The sequence below is a fragment of the Desulfosporosinus lacus DSM 15449 genome (genome assembly GCF_900129935.1).
GTDB classification, from domain to species: domain Bacteria; phylum Bacillota; class Desulfitobacteriia; order Desulfitobacteriales; family Desulfitobacteriaceae; genus Desulfosporosinus; species Desulfosporosinus lacus.
Genome location: NZ_FQXJ01000024.1, coordinates 39190 through 63320, shown reverse-complemented (window position 1 = coordinate 63320; position 24131 = coordinate 39190). Strand labels below are relative to the sequence as shown.

General features: G+C 42.0%; 22 protein-coding genes and 3 pseudogenes. 23 read left to right on the top strand and 2 right to left on the bottom strand.

Annotated features, from left to right (window positions below):
• Together BUB11_RS22770 and BUB11_RS22765 are read left to right on the top strand one after the other, a co-directional pair.
• The coding region (locus BUB11_RS22770) for an RNA-guided endonuclease TnpB family protein (protein ID WP_073032500.1) at nucleotides 1-772 on the top strand (772 nt) is incomplete at its 5' end.
• A 114-nt stretch (nucleotides 773-886) separates the two neighbouring features.
• Nucleotides 887-1177: pseudogene (locus tag BUB11_RS22765) on the top strand (ATP-binding cassette domain-containing protein); the annotation flags it as partial.
• A 75-nt stretch (nucleotides 1178-1252) separates the two neighbouring features.
• Here the strand turns inward: BUB11_RS22765 and BUB11_RS22760 are convergent.
• Nucleotides 1253-2083 (bottom strand): helix-turn-helix transcriptional regulator, encoded by an 831-nt coding sequence (locus BUB11_RS22760; RefSeq protein WP_073032499.1) that lies wholly within the window; start codon nucleotides 2081-2083, stop codon nucleotides 1253-1255.
• A gap of 140 nt (nucleotides 2084-2223) precedes the next feature.
• On the opposite strand from BUB11_RS22760, the gene BUB11_RS22755 reads away from it, so the two are divergent.
• The 3 genes from BUB11_RS22755 to BUB11_RS22740 all read left to right on the top strand — a co-directional run bounded on the left by BUB11_RS22755 (nucleotide 2224) and on the right by BUB11_RS22740 (nucleotide 6133).
• Nucleotides 2224-3078 carry an NAD-dependent epimerase/dehydratase family protein gene (locus BUB11_RS22755; protein WP_073032497.1) on the top strand — a complete coding sequence of 285 codons (855 nt, stop codon included), beginning with the start codon at nucleotides 2224-2226 and terminating at the stop codon, nucleotides 3076-3078.
• A gap of 796 nt (nucleotides 3079-3874) precedes the next feature.
• On the top strand, nucleotides 3875-4840 hold the full coding sequence (locus BUB11_RS22745) for a GNAT family N-acetyltransferase (protein ID WP_073032495.1): 966 nt from the start codon (nucleotides 3875-3877) through the stop codon (nucleotides 4838-4840).
• 663 nt (nucleotides 4841-5503) lie between these two features.
• Nucleotides 5504-6133, top strand: coding sequence for an HAD family hydrolase (locus BUB11_RS22740; protein WP_073032494.1), 630 nt, complete (start codon nucleotides 5504-5506; stop codon nucleotides 6131-6133).
• A gap of 288 nt (nucleotides 6134-6421) precedes the next feature.
• On the opposite strand, the gene BUB11_RS22735 is transcribed toward BUB11_RS22740, so the two are convergent.
• Nucleotides 6422-7390, bottom strand: a complete 969-nt coding sequence (locus tag BUB11_RS22735; RefSeq protein ID WP_073032492.1) for a LysR family transcriptional regulator — start codon at nucleotides 7388-7390, stop codon at nucleotides 6422-6424.
• 235 nt (nucleotides 7391-7625) lie between these two features.
• On the opposite strand from BUB11_RS22735, the pseudogene BUB11_RS28565 reads away from it, so the two are divergent.
• The 18 genes and pseudogenes from BUB11_RS28565 to BUB11_RS22645 all read left to right on the top strand — a co-directional run.
• Nucleotides 7626-7775: pseudogene (locus BUB11_RS28565) on the top strand (DUF3102 domain-containing protein); the annotation flags it as partial.
• A 142-nt stretch (nucleotides 7776-7917) separates the two neighbouring features.
• Nucleotides 7918-8412 carry a GNAT family N-acetyltransferase gene (locus BUB11_RS22725; protein ID WP_200797977.1) on the top strand — a complete coding sequence of 165 codons (495 nt, stop codon included), beginning with the start codon at nucleotides 7918-7920 and terminating at the stop codon, nucleotides 8410-8412.
• Between the two features lie 99 nt (nucleotides 8413-8511).
• Nucleotides 8512-8709, top strand: a pseudogene (locus tag BUB11_RS22720) (Uma2 family endonuclease); the annotation flags it as partial.
• A 205-nt stretch (nucleotides 8710-8914) separates the two neighbouring features.
• Nucleotides 8915-9130 (top strand): toxin-antitoxin system HicB family antitoxin, encoded by a 216-nt coding sequence (locus tag BUB11_RS22715; protein ID WP_242947700.1) that lies wholly within the window; start codon nucleotides 8915-8917, stop codon nucleotides 9128-9130.
• A gap of 201 nt (nucleotides 9131-9331) precedes the next feature.
• Nucleotides 9332-10063: a sulfite exporter TauE/SafE family protein gene (locus BUB11_RS22710; protein WP_073032487.1), complete on the top strand. Its 732-nt coding sequence runs from the start codon at nucleotides 9332-9334 to the stop codon at nucleotides 10061-10063.
• 401 nt (nucleotides 10064-10464) lie between these two features.
• Entirely contained in the window at nucleotides 10465-10587 is a 123-nt protein-coding gene (locus BUB11_RS28560; RefSeq protein ID WP_242947698.1) for a DUF3102 domain-containing protein, read from the top strand.
• Between the two features lie 441 nt (nucleotides 10588-11028).
• Entirely contained in the window at nucleotides 11029-11112 is an 84-nt protein-coding gene (locus BUB11_RS29145; RefSeq protein WP_427846330.1) for a putative holin-like toxin, read from the top strand.
• A 712-nt stretch (nucleotides 11113-11824) separates the two neighbouring features.
• Nucleotides 11825-12859 carry a DUF362 domain-containing protein gene (locus BUB11_RS22695; protein ID WP_073032485.1) on the top strand — a complete coding sequence of 345 codons (1035 nt, stop codon included), beginning with the start codon at nucleotides 11825-11827 and terminating at the stop codon, nucleotides 12857-12859.
• A complete protein-coding gene (locus BUB11_RS22690; protein WP_073032483.1) occupies nucleotides 12856-13764 on the top strand; it encodes a permease in 909 nt (302 codons plus the stop codon). The genes BUB11_RS22695 and BUB11_RS22690 overlap by 4 nt, the downstream gene beginning before the upstream one ends.
• A gap of 122 nt (nucleotides 13765-13886) precedes the next feature.
• On the top strand, nucleotides 13887-14921 hold the full coding sequence (locus tag BUB11_RS22685; protein ID WP_073032481.1) for a metallophosphoesterase family protein: 1035 nt from the start codon (nucleotides 13887-13889) through the stop codon (nucleotides 14919-14921).
• A gap of 115 nt (nucleotides 14922-15036) precedes the next feature.
• The gene (locus tag BUB11_RS22680) at nucleotides 15037-15510 is read left to right on the top strand and encodes a prolyl oligopeptidase family serine peptidase (RefSeq protein WP_084110474.1); all 474 of its coding nucleotides are present in this window, start codon (nucleotides 15037-15039) and stop codon (nucleotides 15508-15510) included.
• 297 nt (nucleotides 15511-15807) lie between these two features.
• Nucleotides 15808-15936 (top strand): hypothetical protein, encoded by a 129-nt coding sequence (locus BUB11_RS28880; protein WP_282434042.1) that lies wholly within the window; start codon nucleotides 15808-15810, stop codon nucleotides 15934-15936.
• A 19-nt stretch (nucleotides 15937-15955) separates the two neighbouring features.
• On the top strand, nucleotides 15956-17050 hold the full coding sequence (locus BUB11_RS22675) for an alpha/beta hydrolase (RefSeq protein ID WP_143187699.1): 1095 nt from the start codon (nucleotides 15956-15958) through the stop codon (nucleotides 17048-17050).
• Between the two features lie 640 nt (nucleotides 17051-17690).
• Entirely contained in the window at nucleotides 17691-18707 is a 1017-nt protein-coding gene (locus BUB11_RS27255; protein WP_242947696.1) for a cupin domain-containing protein, read from the top strand.
• 450 nt (nucleotides 18708-19157) lie between these two features.
• Nucleotides 19158-20768 carry a carboxylesterase/lipase family protein gene (locus tag BUB11_RS22660; protein ID WP_242947694.1) on the top strand — a complete coding sequence of 537 codons (1611 nt, stop codon included), beginning with the start codon at nucleotides 19158-19160 and terminating at the stop codon, nucleotides 20766-20768.
• 50 nt (nucleotides 20769-20818) lie between these two features.
• The gene (locus BUB11_RS28555; protein WP_242947692.1) at nucleotides 20819-21916 is read left to right on the top strand and encodes an alpha/beta hydrolase; all 1098 of its coding nucleotides are present in this window, start codon (nucleotides 20819-20821) and stop codon (nucleotides 21914-21916) included.
• A gap of 16 nt (nucleotides 21917-21932) precedes the next feature.
• Nucleotides 21933-22991 carry an alpha/beta hydrolase gene (locus BUB11_RS22650; protein ID WP_073032479.1) on the top strand — a complete coding sequence of 353 codons (1059 nt, stop codon included), beginning with the start codon at nucleotides 21933-21935 and terminating at the stop codon, nucleotides 22989-22991.
• Between the two features lie 170 nt (nucleotides 22992-23161).
• Nucleotides 23162-24127 carry a DUF362 domain-containing protein gene (locus tag BUB11_RS22645; RefSeq protein ID WP_073032477.1) on the top strand — a complete coding sequence of 322 codons (966 nt, stop codon included), beginning with the start codon at nucleotides 23162-23164 and terminating at the stop codon, nucleotides 24125-24127.
• The last annotated feature ends 4 nt before the right edge of the window (nucleotides 24128-24131 follow it).

Below are 24131 nucleotides of genomic sequence, written 5' to 3'. Positions count from 1 at the left end.
TGACAAAAGCTACACCACGAACAATCAAAAAGGTACAGTTAGGATTGATAATGGTTACATCAAACTTCCGAAACTTAAAACAAGGGTAAGGATCAAACAACATAGAACATTTGATGGCGTGATAAAGTCTTGCACGGTCTCGCAAGTACCAAGTGGTAAGTATTTTGTCTCAGTTTTAGTTGAATGTGAGATAGCAACATTACCAGTGTTGAACACGAAAGTTGGTATTGATGTTGGATTGAAGACCTTTGCTGTCATGTCCAATGGTAAAAAGATCGAAAACCCTAAGCATCTTAGAAGATCAGAGAAGCGACTTGCTAAATTACAGAAAGACTTATCGAGGAAGAAGAAAGGTAGTCGTAACCGCAACAAGGCAAGGATCAAGGTCGCGTTACTGTACGAAAAGATTGCCAACCAACGAGCAGACTTCCTGAACAAACAATCCATCGAGATCATTCGCAAAAACCAAGTGATTGTTCTCGAAGACCTTCGTATCAAGAACATGGTCCAAAACCACAAACTTGCAAAAGCAATATCGGAAGCATCTTGGAGCGAGTTTCGGAGAATGATCGAGTACAAAGCTAACTGGTATGGCAGAGAAGTAATAATTGCACCATCCAACTATGCCAGTAGTCAATTATGCTCAGTATGCGACTTCAAAAACGTGTTAGTCAAGAATCTGGCGTTGAGAGAATGGGATTGCCCACAATGCAATACTCACCATGATAGGGATGTCAACGCAAGTCAAAACCTACTAAAACTTGCCATATAGACGGTGTTTTTGGGGCAGGTCATGTCCTTTGAGCTTGGGTAAACTTGTCGCATCGGCGATATTGACCAAGAAGCTCCCACTTCAAATTTCAGCAGAAATTAAGTGGAGAGTATGTTCACTCTGCTGGATACCTTCTCCTTGCAGGATAACATTTTCCTGCCCCTGGTGCTCTCCGGCAAGTCCTATGAGGAGATGAGCCGGCGGCTGGAGCCCATTGCCCGCAAGCTGGGCATCGGTGATATCCTGGCCAAATATCCTTATGAAGTGTCGGGAAGGCAGAAGCAGCGTTGTGCCGTAGCCCGCGCCCTGATTACCAAACCCCAGTTGATTCTAGCGGACGAACCCACCGGCTCCCTGGACTCCCAGGCCGCTGAGAGCTTGCTCCGCCTGTTTAAAGAAATCAATAATGTTAATTTTCGTGGATTGCGGAAATTCTATTAAGTTTTATGATGAAATTTGAAACAGGAGAGTTGCCCCGTTTTATAAATATATTTTTTGTTTAAGCTTTTCTGCTGTCGAAGGTGAGGCAGTATAAATCATTATTTTCAAATCTGGACAGTTTGATACCTGCAAATTCACATGTTCAAACTCCAATTCTCCAATTAGAGGGTCATTCCATAATTTGTGACAATCAGTAACAGTTTTAACTTCATAGCGAGGCCACCAGGAATTGAATAATTCACTTTCTTGCTTGAATTTTTCAATCATTTCGTTTAGCCTCGAATCCTGAGGGTATCGGGCACAATCTGCCCTGAATCTCGCAATCGCGATTTTGGCCTGTGTCTCCCAATCTGAGTCTCTTTCTTTTTTGAGTGGATCAATTAAAACTTGATGCAATATGTTCGGCTTTGGGTTTATGTCGGCAGAATATGAAGGGAATCGAAATAAAAACTCTGCTGCATGATTCCATAATAGTACATCCCAGTATATATCCATGACATACGCAGGATTAGGCTCCAATGCGAAAACAGTTCGTTCCAATCCTATACTGATTTTTTTATAGATTTCTGATTCTTCCATTTCATCCGATTTAGATAATAGAAAAAGATATCGGCGTTCATCATCCGATAATCTTAAAGCAGTAGCTAAACTGTCCAATACCTGATAAGAAGGGTGCGCGTCTTTTCCTTGCTCTATAGATGTGTACCAAGAAACACCGACATTGGCAAGCTCCGCCACCTCTTCGCGGCGAAGTCCTGGTGTGCGGCGGCGTCCCCCTTGTGAAGGCAGTCCAACCTGTTCCGGTGTAAGGCGTGCTCTCGTCGCACGCAAAAATTCGCCCAGCGATTGTTGTAATGTAATCTCTTTCATTTATTTCCTCCTCATATCCTACTACTTTTAATCGTATGATAAGCACAGTATGGCTCGATTATTTTAACCCTGGTATATTAACAATATAACCTAAAGATAACTGATAAACAAAAACTATCTGGATCGGAGTGAATTAATTTATGAAAATATTTGTTACTGGGGCAACAGGTAAAGTTGGGAGTCGTCTCGTACCGTATTTACTGAAGCAGGGGCATACTGTTAAAGTTCTGGTGAGAAGTGCTGAGCGGGCAAGCACACTCAAAGAGCAGGGTGCAGAAGTGGTCTTAGGTGATCTTGTCTATAATGAGAATCTCACTGAAGCCATAAAAGGGTCCGATGCCGTGGTGCATACGGCAGCCCAATTTCGGGGTGTTATCAATGAAGAAGCAACTACGGCAATAAATCTGGATGCAACTATCGCTTTAGCTCAAGCTGCGCTGGATGCAGGTGTCACAAGATTTGTTTTTACAAGCACCAGTAATGTCTATCGTGACCTGACTGTAAACAGACCCTGCAGAGAAGACGATATTCTTGTGCCGGCTACGCTCATATATCCCAAAACAAAAATTGCGGCAGAGGAAGCATTGCTGAAATTGCATCGTGAACAAGGGCTCGATGTTCGTATTCTGAGGTTTGCATTTGTTTATGGCGACCGTGATCCGCACATTGAAGAATCTTTGCCTTATATGATTAACTGGAACCCGCTAAAGAAAATGTCCATGGTGCATCATGAAGATATTGATCAAGCACTGCTGCTTGCTGCCAGTACACCCGGTGTTGGCGGTCGCATATACAACGTTGCAGATGATAATATTATTACTATAGGTGAATTATATAAGCTAAACGGAGGACCCGAGCAGGAACCCACAAAAGACGGGTGGCTTTCGTCTAATATTTGGGAGTTGACAGAAGACACAGATCGCATTAAAAACGAACTTAATTTCCGCCCGAAATATCCTTCCGTTTATACTGCCAAAGATATGGGAGCCTTATAATAGTATGGGGGATGTAATATTTCATTGACTTAAGTTAAGAAGATGACATCTAAGTGAAATGTGGATATTTTAAGGCTTCTTCGAATTCAATACATCTAATCGAATAAATAGTTGTATTATCCCACAACAAAACAGGACCTTCTGTCGTAGTTACTATTCTACGATAGAAGGTCTTTTTCGTCATTGTTCGTTTTTCCTGGGCCTGTTCACTAATCTGTAATTAGGAACTCAACACATTGTGCTAATTTGTTGAATATCTGGAGGAAACTTTATGGATACCTTCATCGACCTTTTAGCTGAAAAAGGATTTGAGAAAATAACCATCAATGACATGCCGAACGTGCAAACATAAACCGAGGGACTGTTTATCTACATTACGTGGATAAATTCGACTTGCTTGGCAAGTGCATTGAAATATATATTGAGATGCTACTACAGCACTGTGCCAATAGTGCTGAAACCAATCTAAACACAAGAGCATTTCAAAGCATGTTTGAATACTTGGAGAAAAATTTCACAATATACAAGTTGCTTCTTAGCAAGGAGGGCTTTGGAATTTTCAGCAACCGCTTATATGCCATCATTGCGCAAACAGTAACCGAGGTTATTGGTAGGCAGCAAATCGACTCTTTACATAGGTAAATATTTCAATTAAAATAGAAGCGAACAAATGTTTGGCATAGGGGAGTTACATGAAAACTGTCACAGAGATAGCCATTTTTAATAACTTGTACGTATTTGGCAATTAAGACGAAAAAGCAAGAACTACAAGTTTAGATTTGAAGGGAGGGTACATATGAATACTGATTTTGTAAACTTAACAACAGAAAACCTTGTCAATGAGCATTTATGCTGCATTATCCGCAGTAAAAAGCCCCATCAAGGTATTGACGCCAAGCGACAATGGCTTTCAGACCGGCTAAAGGACGGTCATGTCTTTAGAAAGTTAAATGCAAGGGCTACGGTTTTTATTGAATATGCTCCTCTTGAAACAGCTTGGGTTCCCATAATTGGTGACAACTATTATTATCTGTATTGCTTATGGGTTTCTGGTAGTCACAAAGGAAAAGGGTATGGGAAATCGCTGATGGAGTATTGTTTGGCTGATGCCAAAGAAAGGGGGAAATCCGGCATTTGTATGCTTGGAGCAAAAAAACAAAAATCTTGGCTTTCTGACCAATCATTTGCGAAGAGGTTCGGCTTTGAGGTTGTTGATACTACCGATAATGGATATGAATTGCTTGCACTTTCTTTTGACGGAACAACGCCAAAGTTCGCACAAAATGTTAAAAACCAAGTAATTGAAAACAAAGAGCTAACAATTTATTATGATATGCAATGCCCCTATGTCTATCAAAACATTGAGATGATAAAACAGTATTGTGAAATGAATGACGTTCCAGTATCTTTAATTCAAATGGAAATTCTAAAATTTGCACAGGAAAAGTATTCGAATGGAGAAACTACTTTGCAAATGTTGGATGATTATATTGAAACTGATGCACTTTATTTGTTGGATGAACCGGAGGTATCCTTGTCACCAGCAAATCAAACGTTGCTAGCTGAGAAGATAAATGAAATGTCAAGGTTTTTAGGATGTCAGTTTATTATTTCTACGCATTCACCATTTATGCTGGCGACGTTATATGCAAAAATCTATAATCTTGATTCAAGGGAATTAGAGGTTGTAAATTGGGCAGATCTTGAGAATGTGAGATATTTCTATGATTTTTTTCAGAGGCATAAAAATAAGTTTAAATAAGATAAGCTTCACTAAAGGGATACCAGATAAGTACGACATTTTATTGACTACTCAAGGCACGTTGAGTGCGTGGTATTGAGCCAACTGTTTGGAGGATTGCTTATTATATGCGGAGTTTTGCTACTTAAATTAGATAAATTGGAACGACCCTATCCTTTCAAACGTCATTTGAGCCATAAAGCGTAAATTTTTCTGCTGTGCGCCAGGGCATGGCGATTAAGTAGACGGTGAAAGTCCGTTATGGGGGTATGTTACGACTGTGGTTTCAAAAGCGAATGGTTTGCTCTTAGGCAAATGGAATAACAAAGCAGGAGGCTTTTGAGTAAGATGTTAAAGATAGAACCTTCTTTTAGACATAATAAAAAGCACCCGAAATTGAGTGCTTATATGCTATAATTCATTTGCAACATTGGTGGTGTTAATACTTTCATTCCATAAACGGAAATAGACCGCCTCTCACCAAAGGTTCGGTCTATTCCGCACTTTTGAAGCCGTCCGCTCTTTGAGCGGCTGTTATATTGGAGTCATGCGCTAACATGAGTCCTCTTTGATTATATTATACCACAGTTGATTCAAAGTATCACTATTGATAATGTTAGACGATACTTATAAAATTTAAAGTTAGATACCATTGGTAATTATTAAGAAGGATGGTAATAAAAAATGGAGATTGATAGTATTATTTTTGATTTAGACGGCACACTTTGGAATTCCATAGCAGGAATTTGTGAGGCCTGGCAAACGGTCTTAGCCAACTATCCTAACATTACAAAAGCAGTAACCCCAGAAGATATGCAGGGATGCATGGGGCTGCCAATGGATGAAATAGGCAAGAAGTTGTTCCCGGAATTAGATGAAGATGATCAAAAGAAATTAATGAAAGAATTCTGTGAAACAGAACAAGCTCATTTAGAGGAACATGGCGGAATGTTATACCCTAAATTAGAAGAAACCCTTGAAAAGTTAGCTCAAAAATACAAATTGTTCATAGTCAGTAATTGTCAGGATGGTTACATCCAAGCCTTCTTTAAGGCCCACAGCTTAAATAAATACTTCAGTGATTTTGAATGTTGGGGTGTAACAGGGCTGCCGAAAGGGGAAACCAATAAAATCATCATAGCAAGAAATGAACTGAAAAAACCTATTTATGTAGGAGATACCATGGGAGATGCCCAGTCAGCCGAAGTGGCAGAAATTCCGTTTGTATATGCAAGATATGGCTTTGGTAAGGTTGAAGAATATGATTATGTGATTGATTGTTTTGAAGAATTGTTAACGATAATATTCGCCTGAAAAACCGAACACTATAGCTTTCTTTGTCTAACTGCTTGCTTCCAGTTAATAAAGGGAAATAATAGCTTTTCTAGTATTCGAGAATGAAGACAAAAGAAGGAGGCGCCTAAAGAACTGAGTCAAGTATGGAGAGTGGGGCAAGTGGTCAATGAACGAACGCAGACCCTGCAAGAAAAAGACCGGGCCTTACAGGTCAGTCCTAAACAAAAATAATAGACCAGGCATATAGAGCCTGGTCAGATTAAATCATTTATGAATTCAAAAGCTAATAAGTTTTATTTTCATTTTCTATTTAGACGCAATTAAACGTGGTTTAATGATCGGTTCCGCTATGTCATAATCATCTTTACTTAAAATTCTCCGAATCAAATCACGATTAGTTAACAGTTTAATTAAGATATTCTCCTCTTTAGTTTTCTTAATGCGGGCATCTGTGAGAATATTAAGAGGGCGATAAAGGGGGCTGTCTTCTATTTGTAATGTCTTAAACACTTTTTGATCACTTTCTTTGCTGACAGTTAAGGCGGAAATGATGGTTATACCTAGTCCGGCAGCTACGGCATGTTTGATCGCTTGAGTACTTCCTAACTCCATTGCTATATTTAACTGCGCAGGATCAAGTCCGCTCTGCTTTAGCATAATCTCCATCACCTTACGAGTTCCGGAACCCTCTTCTCGGGTCAAGATGCGCTCGTTCAAGAGTTCTTCGAGTCTAATAGTTTTTCTCGCTGACCAAGGATGGGAATTAGGAATAACAACTACCAACTGATCTTCCCAGAAATTTTCAACATTTAAATTTTTGTTCTTGTCCACAGGCCCCTCAATCAAGCCAATATGCATTTTTTTTTCTAAGATATCTTGGGATATGGATTCAGTATTGGCGATTTTAACCTTAAACTCAACTTCCGGATGAATTTTGTACAAAAATGCTATAAGATGCGGAAGTATATATTCGCCGATCGTCAAGGTTGCGCCTAGACAGATTACTTTTTTCTGATTCTTAGATAGAGCTTCGATCTCCTCTTTGGCAGATGCTAAGATATCCAGAACACTTTGAACATAACCGTAGAAGACTTTGCCCTCTTTTGTTAAACTTACGCCTTTATTTGATCTGTTAAAAAATTCTGCTCCATATTCTTTTTCAAGACTTTTGATTTGTAAAGTAACGGATGGTTGGCTTATGTGAAGTTTCCTGGCAGATAACGAAATATTGTTAGTCTTAGCTACTTCTTGAAAAATAAGCAAGCGTTCATCCATAAATATGTTCTCCCTTCGCAGTAAGCTAATCCAAACACTGATAATTTCGTCCAGTATTAATCCTAAGTGTATCCTGAATCTCTATTTGAATTTCCTATCTGTAACCAGCAAAATATCCGCAAAACCGAACAACTGAATCCATACAAACCACCCAATCATAAGGCTTTGACACTATAATAAAAAATATCAAATTGCCTTAAGTATTACTGTCGTTAATTTGACAATTTTTTTGTCGTTGTTTCGACAAAAATCTGCTAATTGTTGTCAAGAAAGTTCATATTCGAATTCAAATCCGAATTTAAACTACAGCCAGGCGGTGCCTCTATTAGGTATCCCAAAGGAAGAACGGGCTCAATTCATCATCGATATGAATATCGAGGGAATACCAACAGTTATCGGACTCAAGGAGCAAAATAAAGGTAAATACATATTTTTAGGCGAATAATAATCTGACCATTAGGGATTAAGCGTAGGAAAGATTGCTTGTTTTCTATACTTGTTTTCTATATATGAGAGGGAGTGTCGGTTTGCTAATCAGAAAAGCAGAATATGAGGATTTAAATATAATCCTAGAAATATTTAAGAATGCTATTAAGATAATGAACGACAACAATATTAACCAATGGGATGACCTTTACCCGACTACGACAGATCTCGAGCAAGACGTATTAAATGGACAAATGTATGTTGGAATTAAAGATGGCGAAATAGCTTCCGCTTTAGTGATTAATAATGAATGTGAAGAAGAGTATAAGTATGGCAACTGGAGATATGACAATGACAAGTTTGCTGTTGTACATCGACTGTGTGTTAACCCAAGCTACCAAAATAAGAAAATTGGGAAAGACACTATGATAAAGATAGAGGAGATATTGAAGACAGAGGGAATTCAATCTATAAGATTAGACACGTATTCTCTAAATCCATATGCCTTAAAAATGTATCAGACGCTTGGATATCAAAAGGTAGGAGACGTTAAGTGGAGAAAAGGATTATTTTATTTACTTGAGAAGAAATTATAAAGGACTTACCTGAAGGCTGTTATCCATATGTCGGATATGTTAAACTATTTAAAAGGTATTTTTTAACAGGGAGTGATTACATGCCAATTCCGGAATCCGAAATTCAACAAATATGAAAAGGCTGGCGTAAAAGAATACTGGATTGTTGAACCCGAACAAAAGATCGTGAGCGTATTCGTGCTACAGGACAACAATAGATACGGTAGGCCGGATGTACTTTCAGAAGAAGACCAAATTACAGTAAGTATATTCCCCGATCTCGCAATAGATTTAAAACCAGTTTTCATGGGTACTTAATAAACGAAGAAGTCAGAATTCCTTAGCGTACAGGAAATCTGACTTCTTCTATCTTTCAACAGAATTAAGGCGAGAAATTGATGAGATGATAACCTCAATTAGAGCATCCATTGATGAACTCAACGGGTGGAATAATTAATTTCTTTACAGATAAAGGGATATAAGGCCGAACTGTCAAGCTGATACCGCCAATGAAGCACTGGCCATGATCGAGGACGCCAAAAAATGCTGGTTGGAGTCTTGTATTGAGGATGGCGTCGAAATTCCTGAGCCTACTAGAGATGACTACTCAGGAAGATTTAATGTACGGGTCCCAAAGAGTCTCCATAGACATTTATCAGAACTCGCCAAAAAGGAAACTATAAGTCTTAATCAATTAATCCTTTATCATCTTTCGAGGAGTGCCGGATTTAAAGGTTAGTGAATTGAAGCGGGACCGTTGCAAAACGAACAGAGTTCGTAGAGCATCTGCCTTAAATTTTAAGGCATCTGCCTTATTCTGCAGATACCTAATTCATCAATACTCTCTTTTATGAATCCCAATACTGTTTGCGTACCTACTATTCGTTTACCGCGCTCGAAAAGCTCGTAATGACTTAAATATTAAATATGGAGTAAATTTATGGACATTTTAGCAATTATTATATTCATCACTATCTTCTTATCGTCATTTTTACAGTCAATTACTGGATTTGGTTTTGCAATTGTGGGTACACCGCTGTTGCTGTTTTTTATGGAACCGAGGCAGGTTGTTAGTCTGATGACCATCGGCGGTATATTACTGAACCTTATGGTTATCTATAAGACAAGAGGAAGGTCAGATTCAAAAGTGATATGGCCATTGTTTACGGCTAGTTTGTTTGGAACTATACTTGGAGTATATGTACTTAAGGTTATAAACGCTTCTGTACTAAAGCTTAGTATTGGTATTTTGATTCTATTGTTAGCATTTTTAATGGCCTCAAATTATGTTTTCACCATTAAACGTGAAAAGTTAGCGACAATTTTAGTTGGTATTGTCAGCGGTTTTATGGGAGGTTCAACAAGCTTAAGCGGGCCACCAGTTGTATTTTTTTTAACGAATCAGCAACAAGATAAGGAAGCTTTTCGTGCAAATCTCGTTCGCTTTTTTTGCTTTGGTAATATTGCCACTCTAATCATTATGTATTACATGGATGCATTAGATACAGGCATATTTTCACATCTTATATATGCAATTCCTGGAGTTCTAATTGGTGTATGGTTGGGAGAAAAGACCTTTGCCAAAGTAAGTCCTAAATTTTTCAGATGGCTGACCTTGTCGATTATATTTATTTGTGGTGTAGTTAGTGTTGCTAGCGTATTGGTTAAATGATTTAGCTAACAGGCAAGATGAAGGGTAATTCTAATTAGCCTGTTACTGCCCCCCCTCACTCAATTGAGTGAATTAACCTAAGTATGGATGACAACCCCGCATCAGGAGCTGCTTGAAGCCCTCGGCCAAAGGGCAAGGTGCATAAGGAAGCAACTACGAAACAAAAAAAACAAGATAGACGGCTAACAGATAGGTTATGTTTTCCACCCCCCATAGCTCTCTAAAACTTTTCTGGTTTTACAGATGTCATCAGCGGACGCACCACCCAGGTAATCGCGGCTGAAATTAACCTTGATCAAATACCAGGCTGAGAGGATTTACCTTGAGATCGGAAGGCGGCTGACGGGGGCCAAGGCCCAGCTCTCAAGTATGGAGAATGGGGCAAGTGGCTGGAGGAGTCGGTGGATTTCTCCCAGAGCAGGGCCAATAAACTGATGCGTATCTTCAAAGAGTACGGAGCCAGACAGCTTACCTCCCTCAAATTCGAATCCGGATTCGAATTTGAACTACAGCCAGGCAGCTGAAGGATTCGCTGGAGTCCCTCCAACAAAGCTCATCCGCCAAGGGCTATGAGAGGAGAACTTCATTAATACCACACTTAAGGTCAGGGCCAACCATATCGCCCCCAATGACAAGGAGACGTATGTCATTTATAAGATAAAGTTTACGATCGTTTGAATGTGTGGCTTAAGGACGAGACGTGGAGCAGATAAGCTCGTTCTAGCGGAGATACGCAGTAAGGAATGGTGTATGATGAAAAGGAATTATGTTTTCCTGGCTATTTTTGAGCATTGTACCACTTTTTTTAAAGGATGCCAGCGGAAAATTGTGTGGAGATGATATACAAACCCTCCTTTTAGATATAATAAAAAGCACCCAAAATTGAGTGCTTGTATGCTATAATTTATTTGTAACAGAAAAAGGCTTGCAGGGCGGTCGGCATTCCTCCGAAGGGAGGTGATGCCGTGGAAGTATACCAGACTTTGATGCTGATGATTTCATTTGGAACATTGGTAGTGTTAATACTTTCATTCCATAAACGGAAATAGACCGCCTCACAACAAAGGTTCGGTCTATTCCGCACTTTTGACGCCGACCGCTCTTTAAGCGGCTGTTACATTGGAGTCATGCTACTAACATGACTCCTCTTTGATTGTAGTATACCACAGTTGATTCAAAGTATCACTATTGATAGTGTTAGACAATACTTAAAAATTTAAAGATAGTTCATTGGCCAAGTACAAATCAGGCGTGAGAGCATATAAGTCCGAGACCGATTCCTTACGCGAAATAAGCGGCCTGCCCGATAATCGTATAATTGTAGGATTATCGGGCAGGCCGCTTATTTCACGGTATAGAAAGCCAGCAATTGAGAAGGCTCGTATTGTTGTCAAATCCACCTTCAGCCTGATTTAGTAGTTGAATAAATATGGTCTGTTCTATTTATTATTTAAAAATTTGCGATATTCCTTAGGGACATTCTCCGTTTGTATATCATCATGAATTGTACAGGTACCTGCTTCCTTAGCGGCTTCATAATACCAGCACTTGTAATTGAGCATAAAATTGACAGGAGCGGGTGTATTTTCTGACGAAGATACCCTCTATTTTATGCCCTTTTTTGGGACTCAAATTTAAAGAACACATCCCTGTTGCTTAAGTCTAATGCTTTCCTCATAGTTTTCTCACAAATTTCTCACAATTGCCCCTTATACCTAAGTATGAAAGAAAAACTATTATTAAAAAACAGGGAGGTTATCTATGAAACGATTTATATCCATTCTTTTACTTATTGGGTTGACAATCACATTGTTGGCCGGATGCAGTAGAACTTCCGGCGATAGTAATGTCATGCCTATCGCTCCGGATGGAGGCTCGGGCAGCGGTAACGGCACGGAAACAGCAGACAAATTGGAGCATCAGACTGACTCCAAAGACGCTCCCGTTGTCTATATGACCACCGACATCAGTTCTGCAGGCTTGATGGCAATCTACAAAGAGTTGGGTTTTGAGGCAACAGGCAATGTCGCAGTAAAGCTGCACACAGGCGAACCACCCAACAGCAATTATCTGCGGCCTGAGCTTATTAAAGACCTTGTGCAGTCTCTAAAGGGCACTATTGTCGAGAGTAATACAGCCTATGGGGGTTCTCGGACAAGTACAGCCATGCACATGCAGGTGGCCAAGGACCATGGTTTTACTGAAATTGCCGACGTGGATATTATGGACGCGGAGGGCGAAGTCGCCTTGCCTGTTGTCGGCGGTAAAAACTTAAAAGAAAACTTCGTCGGTTCACACTTTAAGAACTATAATTCATTTGTTGTTCTCTCTCACTTCAAAGGTCACGCCATGGGCGGTTTCGGCGGAGCGATTAAAAACATTTCCATCGGCATCTCGTCCAAGGGTGGAAAGTCCTGGATTCATACAGCCGGAACAACGAAGGACAGCCCTTGGGGCGGACAGCAAGATCCCTTCCTGGAGAGCATGGCGGAAGCCGGAAAGGCGGTTTCAGACAGCCTTGATAAAAAAATTGTCTACATTAACGTCATGAATCGTCTCTCTATTGATTGCGATTGCAATGGCAATCCGGCCGAGCCGGATATGCACGACATTGGCATTTTAGCCTCTGTTGACCCCGTCGCGCTGGACATGGCCTGTGTGGATCTTGTGGCTGCTGACCCAGACGGCAAATCCCTGATGGAACGCATCAATTCCAGAAACGGCTTACATACCCTTGACTATGCAGCTGAAATTGGTCTTGGCAGCCTTGATTATAATTTGGTGAGTATTAGATGATTGATATCCTAAGACGGGAAGGTATTTATCTCTGGTTTTACTTTTCCGTCCAGTTTGAACAGATTTTCCAGTACTGGGCAATGGGAATTGTCTTAGGATCAATCATTTCAGTCTTTGGAAAACAAAAAATCCACCGCTTATTTAGCGTCCTGCAAAACAAAAAACTTGGGGGACTTGGGGTGATCCCGGCCAGCGTGCTTGGGATCGCCTCTCCTCTTTGCATGTATGGAACGATACCCATTGCCGCTTCCTTTTCGGAAAAGGGCATGAGGGATGACTGGCTGGCTGCCTTTATGATGAGCTCTATTTTGTTAAATCCCCAGCTCATCATCTACAGCGCATCTCTTGGAACAACGGCCCTCGTTATCCGTATCGTATCCTGTCTGCTGTGCGGAATCGTGGCGGGGTTGTGTGTAAGGCTCTTTTATACCAATAGAGGCAGAAGCTTTTTCAACTTTTCAGGATTTTCTGAACCAACGAACCGGGATACCGACCCCAATCCGCTGCTGCGGCTGCTGAAAAATATCTGGCGCAACCTCAGGGCAACCGCCCCATATTTCTTGCTTGGCATCGCTTTATCCGCAGTGTTTCAGCGTTATGTACCTTCCGACGTCTTTGCAAGCCTGTTTGGAAAAAACGAGGGGTTCGGCGTGCTGATGGCCGCCACTATTGGTGTGCCGCTATACCTCTGTGGGGGCGGGACGATCCCCCTTTTACAGCAGTGGATGGTGTCCGGAATGAGCATGGGCTCTGCTACAGCTTTTATGCTCACCGGTCCGGCTACCAAGATTACCAATCTTGGCGCGGTAAAGATTGTTTTAGGCGTCAAGGGCTTTGTGATCTATATCCTGTTCTGTATGGCGTTTGCTTTTTTTTCCGGCATCTTTATCGACCTAATTCTGTAAAACAATTACTAAAAAGCACCACGAAAGGGAATGGGCGTTGTTATTGAGTGAACTCTAAGTGTTGCGATATCGAATATACCCAAATCAATGGCTTACATCAAAAGCGAGGGATTGTATAAGAAATGAAAAGACGGACTTTTTTAGCCGGGATTCTGGCATATTTTCTAGCAGGCTGTGGCCTAAGCAGCAATAATAGCCTACTAGATAATGAAGCAATTCCGGTATTAGGAGCGTTTCCATTGTCCCCCGCTTCAGAAACAGACGATGGACTTAAGTCGAGTCAAAACAGTGTTCGATTTGCGGTGATCAGTGATATCCATATTCTTCAAACCGACACGGCACCGATCAAATTTCAAACGGCTTTAGAGGATCTTCTTATGAATCAACAGCCGCCTCTCGACTTCGTTGTATTAAACGGTGATCTTGGCGATGGTACCCCGAAGGACTATCAAAAGCTTAACGAAATTCTTCATTCTGCGCGGAGAAGTACGGGGAAAACCACTCCGATCGTGCCCACCATTGGAAATCACGAATTTTACAAAGCATTTCATGATCCGGACAGCAATGCTTGGAATGCCAATACGTTTCCCAATCAAGAGACGGATTCCCAGGTAATACAACGTTTTTTGGACTTTGCCGATCGAGATAAGGTTTACATGGATCGCTATATGAACGGCTATCATTTTATCTTTCTTGGCTCTGAAAAGTCGAGGATGTCGGATCCTAAGATCGGGGATGCTGCGTATCTTTCGGAAGCTCAATTAACATGGTTGAAATCAAAAATCTCCGAAAACCTTACACCAGGGAAACCTGTCTTTGTCTATTTGCATCAACCCGTATTTTCCTCCCAAAGTGAGGCGCAAAGAAAGTACAACTTAGTGGTTCAACAGAGTGAACTCGCGGAAATCCTTCATTCGGTACCAAATGTTGTTCTCTTCGTCGGTCATTTACACATCCGATTAGGTTCACCGGACTCTTTTGTCAAAGACACGTTTACAATGTTTAATAGTGCCTCTGTAAGTCGAGTATGGCCCGCTTCCTCCGAGACCAGTCAGGGGTTAGTTGTCGACGTTAAAGAGGGAGTTGTCAGTGTACAAGGTCGTGACTTCCTACAGCATGCATGGCTACCCGAAGCGGAGTATCAAATCAACGAATAATCGGAGAAACGTCCTTATTTTGGGCTTGCCCAGTTTGTGGTTCTAATAATGTCGGACAGATAAAGATTGGGGCAAACGCCGTCGTAAATAAAAATATTCCGACTGCGGTGAGGCAGTGGAACAGCAACTTCGAGATACATCTGCAAACCAGACGATTGCTTTAGTAGAATACTTTTTAGAGAATTACAACATTGATAAGTCACAGGTATATGCCAATGGATTTTCCGGTGGAGGAGAAACCATGTCCCTTGTTATGGGAAAGCGCCCGGAGTTATTCACTGCTTATTTGCAGTGTAGTTCTCAGTGGGATGGAAAATATGAGCCGGCTGTTAATAGCCGTACACCTGTGTATTTTGCTATCGGTGAAAGTGATGAATACTATGGATCAGATCCTACAAGAATAGCATACAAAAAGCTGCATGATTTATATGTGGAGCAGGGGCTTTCAGAAGAAGAGATAAACGAACTTCTGGTCCTGGACATCAAGGATCAAAAGTACTTTATAAGCCGTGGACAAAGAAATCAGCATGCAGGTGGACTATTATTTGCCTTCGATGAAGAAATCATGGGATGGTTTTTCGGTAAATAGACGGTGTCCAATTCCTGCGGGATAGCTTAATATCAAGTAAGAGTTCATGGATTAGATTAGACTGTTCCATGAACTCTTTTCGAGTTATAACCCAAGGGTTTATACTGATGAACATATATAGACTTCTGTGTATGTTCAGTTATTTTTATAATATAAGAGAACAAAAGGGAAATGTCAGGAAGGAGGTACCTCTTAATGAAAAAAGCATATTTTTTCGTGGAGTGTTCTCGAGCGGAAGGGGATGTAACCTCATGCCTGAAAGAGATCGCCATGGCAAAATAAAGTTCTGTTGCAAAGTTGTCAAGTTATAAGTTTGAAGAGATTGCGAAGGTTCTGGAAGGGTTACCGCTGGAAATGAGATTTGCTGAGAAAGGCAATTCTAAGGTTGTCAGCAAATGGTTGGAGAGACTTGGAATTATAGATTAAGGAGGCAAGAGAAAATATTATGAAGAACAACAAATTGATGGGTTTCCTTGCAATGGCTATGACGGTAGCTTTTCTTATAACCGGATGTGGAAATAATGTGACGAATAACGCCAAAGAAAATAACAGCGGAGCTTTGGTTATAGCAAAGCAGGGCATGTTTTCCGCAGGTGGAAAAACTGTAACCTCAGACGGTAAGTTTGACTATAAAAATCAGTGGGAGGAGACTGGAGCCGGCCAGACTTCTCATGTGGATCATGCAAATGTGCTTTATCAGATTCCTGCGAAGGAAGCAGGACTGCCGATGGTGTTTCTGCACGGTTATGGGCAATCCCGTATGGGGTGGATGACAACCCCAGATGGACGTGAGGGATGGTCAAACATGTTTCTGAAAAAGGGACACAGCGTGTTCCTTGTGGATGAGCCGAGACGTGGTGAGGCCGGACAGACCTCTGTCGCTGGTACGATTAGTACGAAGACGCTGGATCAGAGATGGTATACCCAGTTCAGAATAGGACGCTGGGAGGATGGGAAATCCATCGTTAACGAAGGCTCACAGTTCCCAAATGATGAATATTCTGTTGATCAGTTCTTCCGCCAGATGACACCGGATACAGGAATGTCCTCTGATATGGGCGGAGATTTTGATAATGAGACAGTTGCAAGAGCTTTAGCGGTAACGATTGATGAAGTATATAAAAGGACTGGAAAGGACTCGATTCTGGTAACCCATTCGCAGGGTGGCGGTCCTGGATGGACAGCTGCAAAGTATACAGATCACATTGCGGCAATCATTGCCATCGAGCCAGGCGGTGCACCAAGAGCTGATTCAGACGCTTTTAAAGCTGTCACCGAGAAGAATATTCCAGTTACCTTTTACTTTGGCGATTATATTGACAATGGAGATCCTGCTATTCAGGCAACCGGTATGTGGAAGATGATGCGTCAGGCCTGCTATGATTTTGCTGAGGCATATACCGCGCAGGGTGGGAACAGTACTGTTGTGGATCTTCCAAAGGAAGGTATTACAGGAAACGATCATTTTATGTTCCAGAATCTGAATAATGGTGTGATTGCTGACCATATTGAAAAATGGATACAAGAAAATGTTAAGTAAAATAAGGAGAAACATGAAAAGGAAGGTACACTCACGAGGCTTTACTTGATTGAGCTAGACAGTGAGGGCGCTGAGTATTACCTTGATGACAAATAATGGCTTTAAGGGCAAATAAGGCTGGCCAACCACTATATGTAGTGGTATTTGAGTAAAAAATAGCAAAAACCGGGCTAATTAAAGTGCATTTTTTAGCCCGGTTTTTTTGGGTTATTTAATAGATGACAATGACCTGGTCGGTAGGCTCCTGCAGAGCATTAAGTCCGTCAAGGATGATCTGATAGAGATGCAATTCATGTCCGGAATCGTGGTGAATCAGTGAATTTCAGACTATGATTAACTTAACACGGAATAACTTTTATATAAATCCGCCTCTTTTCTCACAGAATTCACACATTTTAAGATTAAGATTAGGTTGGAGATATGTTTTTCGGTGACATTTAAACGGATTCCATTGAAGATAAAAAAAGGACAATTAGAGGAGGAACATTTTTAAAACTAAATTAGTTATGTTGGGTTCGGTAATGACTGTCCTACAGCTATTGTATCATAGGCATCTCATAGACCGTTGATTACCAAGAAGTATACGAGCAGACACACTTAAAATCGTCTGCAAATCTTATTATACGAGGAGATTACCAAGATGAGAAAAGCTGCAACTATTTTGGCCATCCTGCTTAGCCTGACGCTTTCCGCATGCGGAAGCAGTGGCGGCCAGGCATCTGATGCACCTACGGTTAGTGCGGAGCAAAGCGCAAATACCGGCGCAAGCACGCTGGAAGACAATAAAGAATTGATTTCTGTCAGTGGTGTTGTGAAGACGAGTGATGGCCTCACCTTTCCAATGGGAAGCGCCATTAACTTTCCCGGTGCATTTACAGGAATAGCATACATAGCGCCCCTAATCAACAATGATGAGGAGTACAACTTTCCGCAAACCAATAACGTGACATTTGAGCCGGGAGCCAGAAGCAACTGGCACAGCCACGGCGGAATGGTGATTTTGGTTACCGGAGGCGTAGGCTATTATCAGGAAGAAGGCAAGGCCGCGCAAATCATCCGTGAGGGCGATGTGATTGAGTGTGCGCCCGGAGTGAACCACTGGCACGGGGCCACACCTGACAGCTGGTTCTCGCAAATGGTGATCTATGATGTCGGCTATTCCGGTGGAAAAGGCAGCGAGGAGCCGGTTACCGACGAGTATTACGCCAATTTGGATGCCAAAGAATATGCGGGACGCAAGGTCACTGCTGACAACAAGTTCATGTTTCAGCGTGGTGAGCAGTCGATGACCATGGATACCTTCAGCGGTCCAGTGTATCTCTCTTCTATTATTGGCGAAAATGTTGCCGGTGCGCCAGGCTTGCACTATGTTGTGTTTGAACCGGGTGTCATCAATAACTGGCATACCCATGTGGGCGGTCAAATCCTAATCGCTACGGATGGAATTGGTTATCATCAAATTATGGGCCGGCCAGTAGAAGTTCTCTATCCGGGCGATGTGGCGTTTTGCCCTCCCGGTCTGAAGCATTGGCATGGTGGCAGTGCAGATACGAGTTTCGCCCATATCGCCGTCAATACAAATCCGGAGCGAAGCGGCGTAGAATGGTTCGACCGCATTTCGGAAGAGAAATACAGCCAGCTGCCAACCGAGAAATAAAACAACGTGATTGGACACGATGCAGCTGTAGGATAGCCATGGGCCCAACCCGATAATAGGCATAAAAGGCCGCACAATAGCTAACTCTTTCGTATTCTTACTTAATATTTTACTGTTTTTCCGCCAGGTCTACCTCACTTCCTATTGACGGGGAGACGGTCCTATTCAATTCAGATCTACACCTTCCTTTTTCTTCATGGTGGGATTAACATGCATAAACTAGCCAGGAGCGGGTGTGTTTTCTGACGAAAGGGTACCCGCCATTATTATGCCCTTTTTAGAACCCAAATTAAAGGAACACATCCCAGATGCTTAAGTCTTATTCTTTCCTCATTGTTTTCTCACAAATTTCTCACAATTGCCCCTTATGTTTAACTAGGTTAAGAAAAGCTATTATTAAAAACCATGGAGGTGTTGTATGAAACGATTTTTACTGGCAGGAAGTAGAGTTTGAATAAAAAGGAGATTTATATGAAGAAGACAAAGTTATTAAATATAGTCATGGTTATGGTGATTTCTGCCAGCCTCTTGGCAGGTTGCAGAAATTCCACAGAAAATCAGCCAATACCATCTAACCCAGTAAACAAAGAAACCGTGGATACAGCAGCGTCACAAACAGATGGGGTTGTAAAAACAACAGCGGGCCTTCTACAGGGAACAAATAATAATGGTATTTATACTTATCTTGGAGTTCCTTATGCAGAGGCAACAGAGCGATTTGTCCCTGCAGGTGAAGTTAAACCTTGGGATGGCGTTCGTAAGGCAGACGCTTATGGTGCAATGTCACCACAGGGTGCCATTCTTGGAATGCCAATCAATAATAATGAGACTGGGACAAATAATAATTGTCAGAATCTGAATATCTGGACTCCCGGAACAGGCGATGGCAAGAAACGCCCAGTTATGGTTTGGTTGCATGGCGGTGGCTTTTCTATAGGAACAGCCAATAATGCTATGAATGATGGAAAGAATCTAAGCCAAAGTGGAGATGTTGTGGTTGTATCTGTGAATCATCGTTTGAACGTATTTGGTCATATGGATCTTTCTGCTTATGGTGAGAAGTATAAATACTCTGGCAACGTAGGAACTACAGATATTGTGGCAGCATTAAAATGGATTCAGGATAATATTGTAGCGTTTGGAGGTGATCCGAGTAACGTTACTGTTTTCGGTCAGTCAGGTGGTGGTGCGAAAGTGCTTTCTCTGATGACCAGCCCCTATGCAAAGGGACTTTTCCAAAAAGGAATCGTAGAAAGTGGAGCAACAGAAACCATGGGTGTTACATTCTCCACAAAGGAAGAAAGTCAAACATTAACAGAGCATATTTTAAAAAATCTTGGTATTACACCGGATAACCTTGAAAAACTCCAGAATGTTTCTAACAGTGCTTTGCAGGAAGCTTCTACCAAAGCATTGCAGGATACGGCCAATACCTATAAAATCCCTGCTGCTTTTACCAATGATTATGCCATGGAATGGGGACCAGTTATTGATGGAGATTATATGCCGACCAATCCTGTAACAAAAGACGGCTTTGCTGATGCAGGAAAAGATATCCCTCTTCTTATAGGAAGCAATTTGAATGAGTGGACAACGATGGTGCCATCCAGTGCTCACACTAATATGACAGAGGAAGAAAAAAACGCCTTTGCCCAGGCTTATCCTAATGAGAATGCATCCGGAGCGAAAAATGTAGACACATTTATCCGTTTGCCGATGCTAAAGATTATGTCACATAAGGCAGATCAAGGCGGAGCACCTGTCTATGCCTATGTGTTTACGTGGGAAGATGCTACGCGTGGATCAAGTCATGGTGCAGAAATTCCATTTGTGTTTGATAATGTAAGTGGTAATGCCGATCTACAGAAACTGGCTAAAACAGTTAGTCAGGCATGGATTAATTTTGCAAAAACAGGAACACCAAGTGCAGAGGACTTACCGAAATGGGAAGCATATGATCGTAAAAACGGAGCAACTATGATTCTCGATACAGAATCTGAGCTGGTGCATAATCATGATAAAAGCCTTATGAAACTATTGGAACCAAATTATAGTTACTAAATGAAACAATTATGAGTGGCTGTTGGAAAAACATTGAAGGAGTTGGCAATATGCAATATAGGAATTACAGAATGGCATTTGTAATCTTTTTGTTGTTCATTGTACTTCTTATAGGATGCGGTAGAAACACAGCAGATGCGCAGATTTCTTCATCGAGAGCAGAAACAGGCAGTGAAACTGCCAAAGAAGGACAGGATGCAGTGACAGAAACCGGTACAGAAGCAAGAGCGGATACCGAGAGATCCACAGATGCAGCAGTGGACAATATAGTGATGAGCTACACAGCGGACACAAAAGTATGGGATGTCATTGATAATCCTGCCTTTGATGAGTATGGGAGACTGATTTTCCCTGCCGATAAGACGATTGACAAGGGTATGACTCTGAGTGAGGTCGGCAGTATCCTGACCTGGTACAACTATGTGAATCCATCTCGGACAGTCCAAATTGTAAATTATATGAAAACCAAAGCAGAGGCGGGGGAACAGATTTTTTTTGACATCTACACGGATGAAGAAAAAGCCACTGATCCAGCCAAGAAAAATACCGGGCTTTTCTTTTTTCGGGGAAATCTGGGAGAGAAATTTGCCATTGTGAATGCCGGTGGCGGCTTTGCATATGTAGGAGCCATGCATGACAGTTTTCCGCAGGCCTTGGAATTATCAAAAAAGGGATATAATGCCTTCGCTTTGATTTACCGACCGGGAGCAGAGACGGCCTGTGAGGATCTTGCCCGAGGGATTGCATTTATCCATCAACATGCGGATGAGCTTGAGGTTGACACGGTGGAGTATTCCCTGTGGGGAGGCTCTGCAGGTGCGCGAATGGCGGCTTGGCTTGGATCATACGGAACAGCAGCCTTTGGAGAAGGGGAGTATCCCAGACCTGGAGCGGTCATCATGCAATATACGGGACTTTCCGAGGTGAAAGGAAATGAACCGCCGACCTACGCATGTGTGGGTACCAGCGACGGTATTGCAAGCTACCGAACAATGGAGAGCCGCATTAATCGGATCAAAGCCAAGGGAACAGACGCAGAGATTGAGATTTTTAATGGTCTACCCCACGGGTTCGGACTTGGCCAAGGGACGGTTGCAGAAGGATGGATAGATCATGCGATCAGATTCTGGGAGAATCAGATGGATTGAGAAGGAGGTGTGGAGTATGAGATCAAAAAGAATAGTCGGAATTGCGGCAGTGTCGCTGTTGCTTATCGGTTTAATTGGGGCATTTGGCAGCCGGAATGCATCGGATGTTACTTTGGTCTCAAATGTACAGGATAATGCAGTCATTGAAACAGTACAGGAGGCAGAAACCGGCATGAACAGGGGAACCGGAACTAAGCATCCAGTTCCGCAGGAACTTGATAATATTCCGGAGGAGTATTATCAAGCGGCAGATCAGCAGGGAACTTTGGCGGAGCTTACCTACACCACCTATGAATCGATAACGTATGAACAGAAAAGTAAGAAGCTTACAAAACGGGCAATCGTATATCTGCCATATGGGTATTCTGAAGAAAATAAGTACAATGTATTTTATCTGATGCATGGCGGGTGGAGTAATGAAACAAGGACCCTTGGCACTCCGGATCATCCGAATTCCTTTAAGAATGTCATTGATCATGCCATTGAGAATGGAAAGGCAGAACCGCTTATCATTGTATGTCCTACCTACAATAATGAAAGTCCGGAGGACAGTGCAGACTACACGTTGGCGTTTTATACTCTGACGGTCAATTATCACAATGAACTGATAAATGACCTGATTCCTGCTGTGGAAGGAACCTACTCGACCTATGCGGAAAGCACATCGCCGGAGGATATTAAACATTCCAGAGATCACCGTGCCTTTGGCGGATTTTCGATGGGATCTGTTACCACATGGTATACCTTTGTGAATTGTTTGGATGAATTCCGATATTTCTTGCCGATGAGCGGTGCGATGGATTATGAGGGCAATGATGTCGATGCGGCAGTCACTGCCTCCGGTCACAGCCCGGACGATTTCTTCATCTATGCGATGACCGGAACGGATGACTTTGAATGCGAACATTTCACAAGACAGATTAATGGAATGCTTGGTATGCCGAGTGGAAATTTCATATCGTCCGATAGTAAAGAATCTGGAAATATCGCATTTCGTATTAAGGACGGATATTCGCACGATGGTCGTGCAGCGATGGAATATACCTATAATGGCCTTAGGTGGTTTTGGAACTAAGGAAGATGTGAAAAGTGAAATATCGGTGAACTACTTTTCGACATCTCTAGATGCAACACTCGTCTTACATAAAAGCAGGATTGGCCGCTTGGTTTTGGCGCCAGTGTAATTATACTGCTCCGCGCAGAGATAGATCATGGGGTGAAGCAAAGAAAGGAGAATGATTCACTATGGATAGGAGAAAGTTTATTGGAGGTTTGGGAGCAGGACTATTATCTTTGAGCTTAGCGGGATGCGGTGTAAAAACTCTGGGGAATAGTGGTGAGACAAATGGGAATAATGGGGGGGCCAGCGGGGATGCCGCAGGCAATAAAACGAAACCTGTAACAGCAAGTGTGTATGACAGCAAGAAACTTGTTATAGCGCAAGGTACTGATCCTGATTCCCTTATCGAAAAGGGGTTAAGCGCTCTTGGTGGAATTGGACTGCTTGTGAAGAAGGGATCTTCCGTAGTTATTAAGCCGAATTACAGTGTTCCCAAAAGACCGGGAGCGGATGCAATTACTACCAATCCCCTTTTGCTTGCTGCATTGGTCAAACAGTGTCTGACGGCAGGTGCTAAGGAAGTAAAAGTTATCGATTTTCCGTTTGGCGGTCCCCAATGTCTTGTTCTCAGCGGGATAAAAGATGCAGTTGAAAAAGCGGGTGGCAAGGCTTTTGATATTGGAAAACAAAACGATTTTACAGAGGTTGACACAGGCGGAGTGACCCTGAAAAAAGTCATGTTTTCCAAAGATGTCTTAGATGCTGACGTTCTAATAAATTTCCCCATTCTGAAACATCACGCGATGACTAAAGTTACGATGGGCTTAAAAGGGATGATGGGTCTGGTGCAAGACCGCCAATATTTCCATCGCACAGATCTTCATCAATGTATTGCTGAACTCACGGCTTATCGCAAGCCAGATCTTACCATACTGGATGCTATCAAAGGTATTACAGACAGAGGACCAATGGGACCGGGAACAATTAAGGAATGGAACCAGGTTGTCTTTGGAGTTGATCCCGTGGCGTTGGATGCTTATGGAGCGAATTTATTCGGCTTAAAACCGGAGGAAATTGCCTATATAACAGCGGCAGCTAAGTTAGGTGTAGGAGAAATAGATACACAGAAGATTACTGTTCAGAAGGTGTAAATAC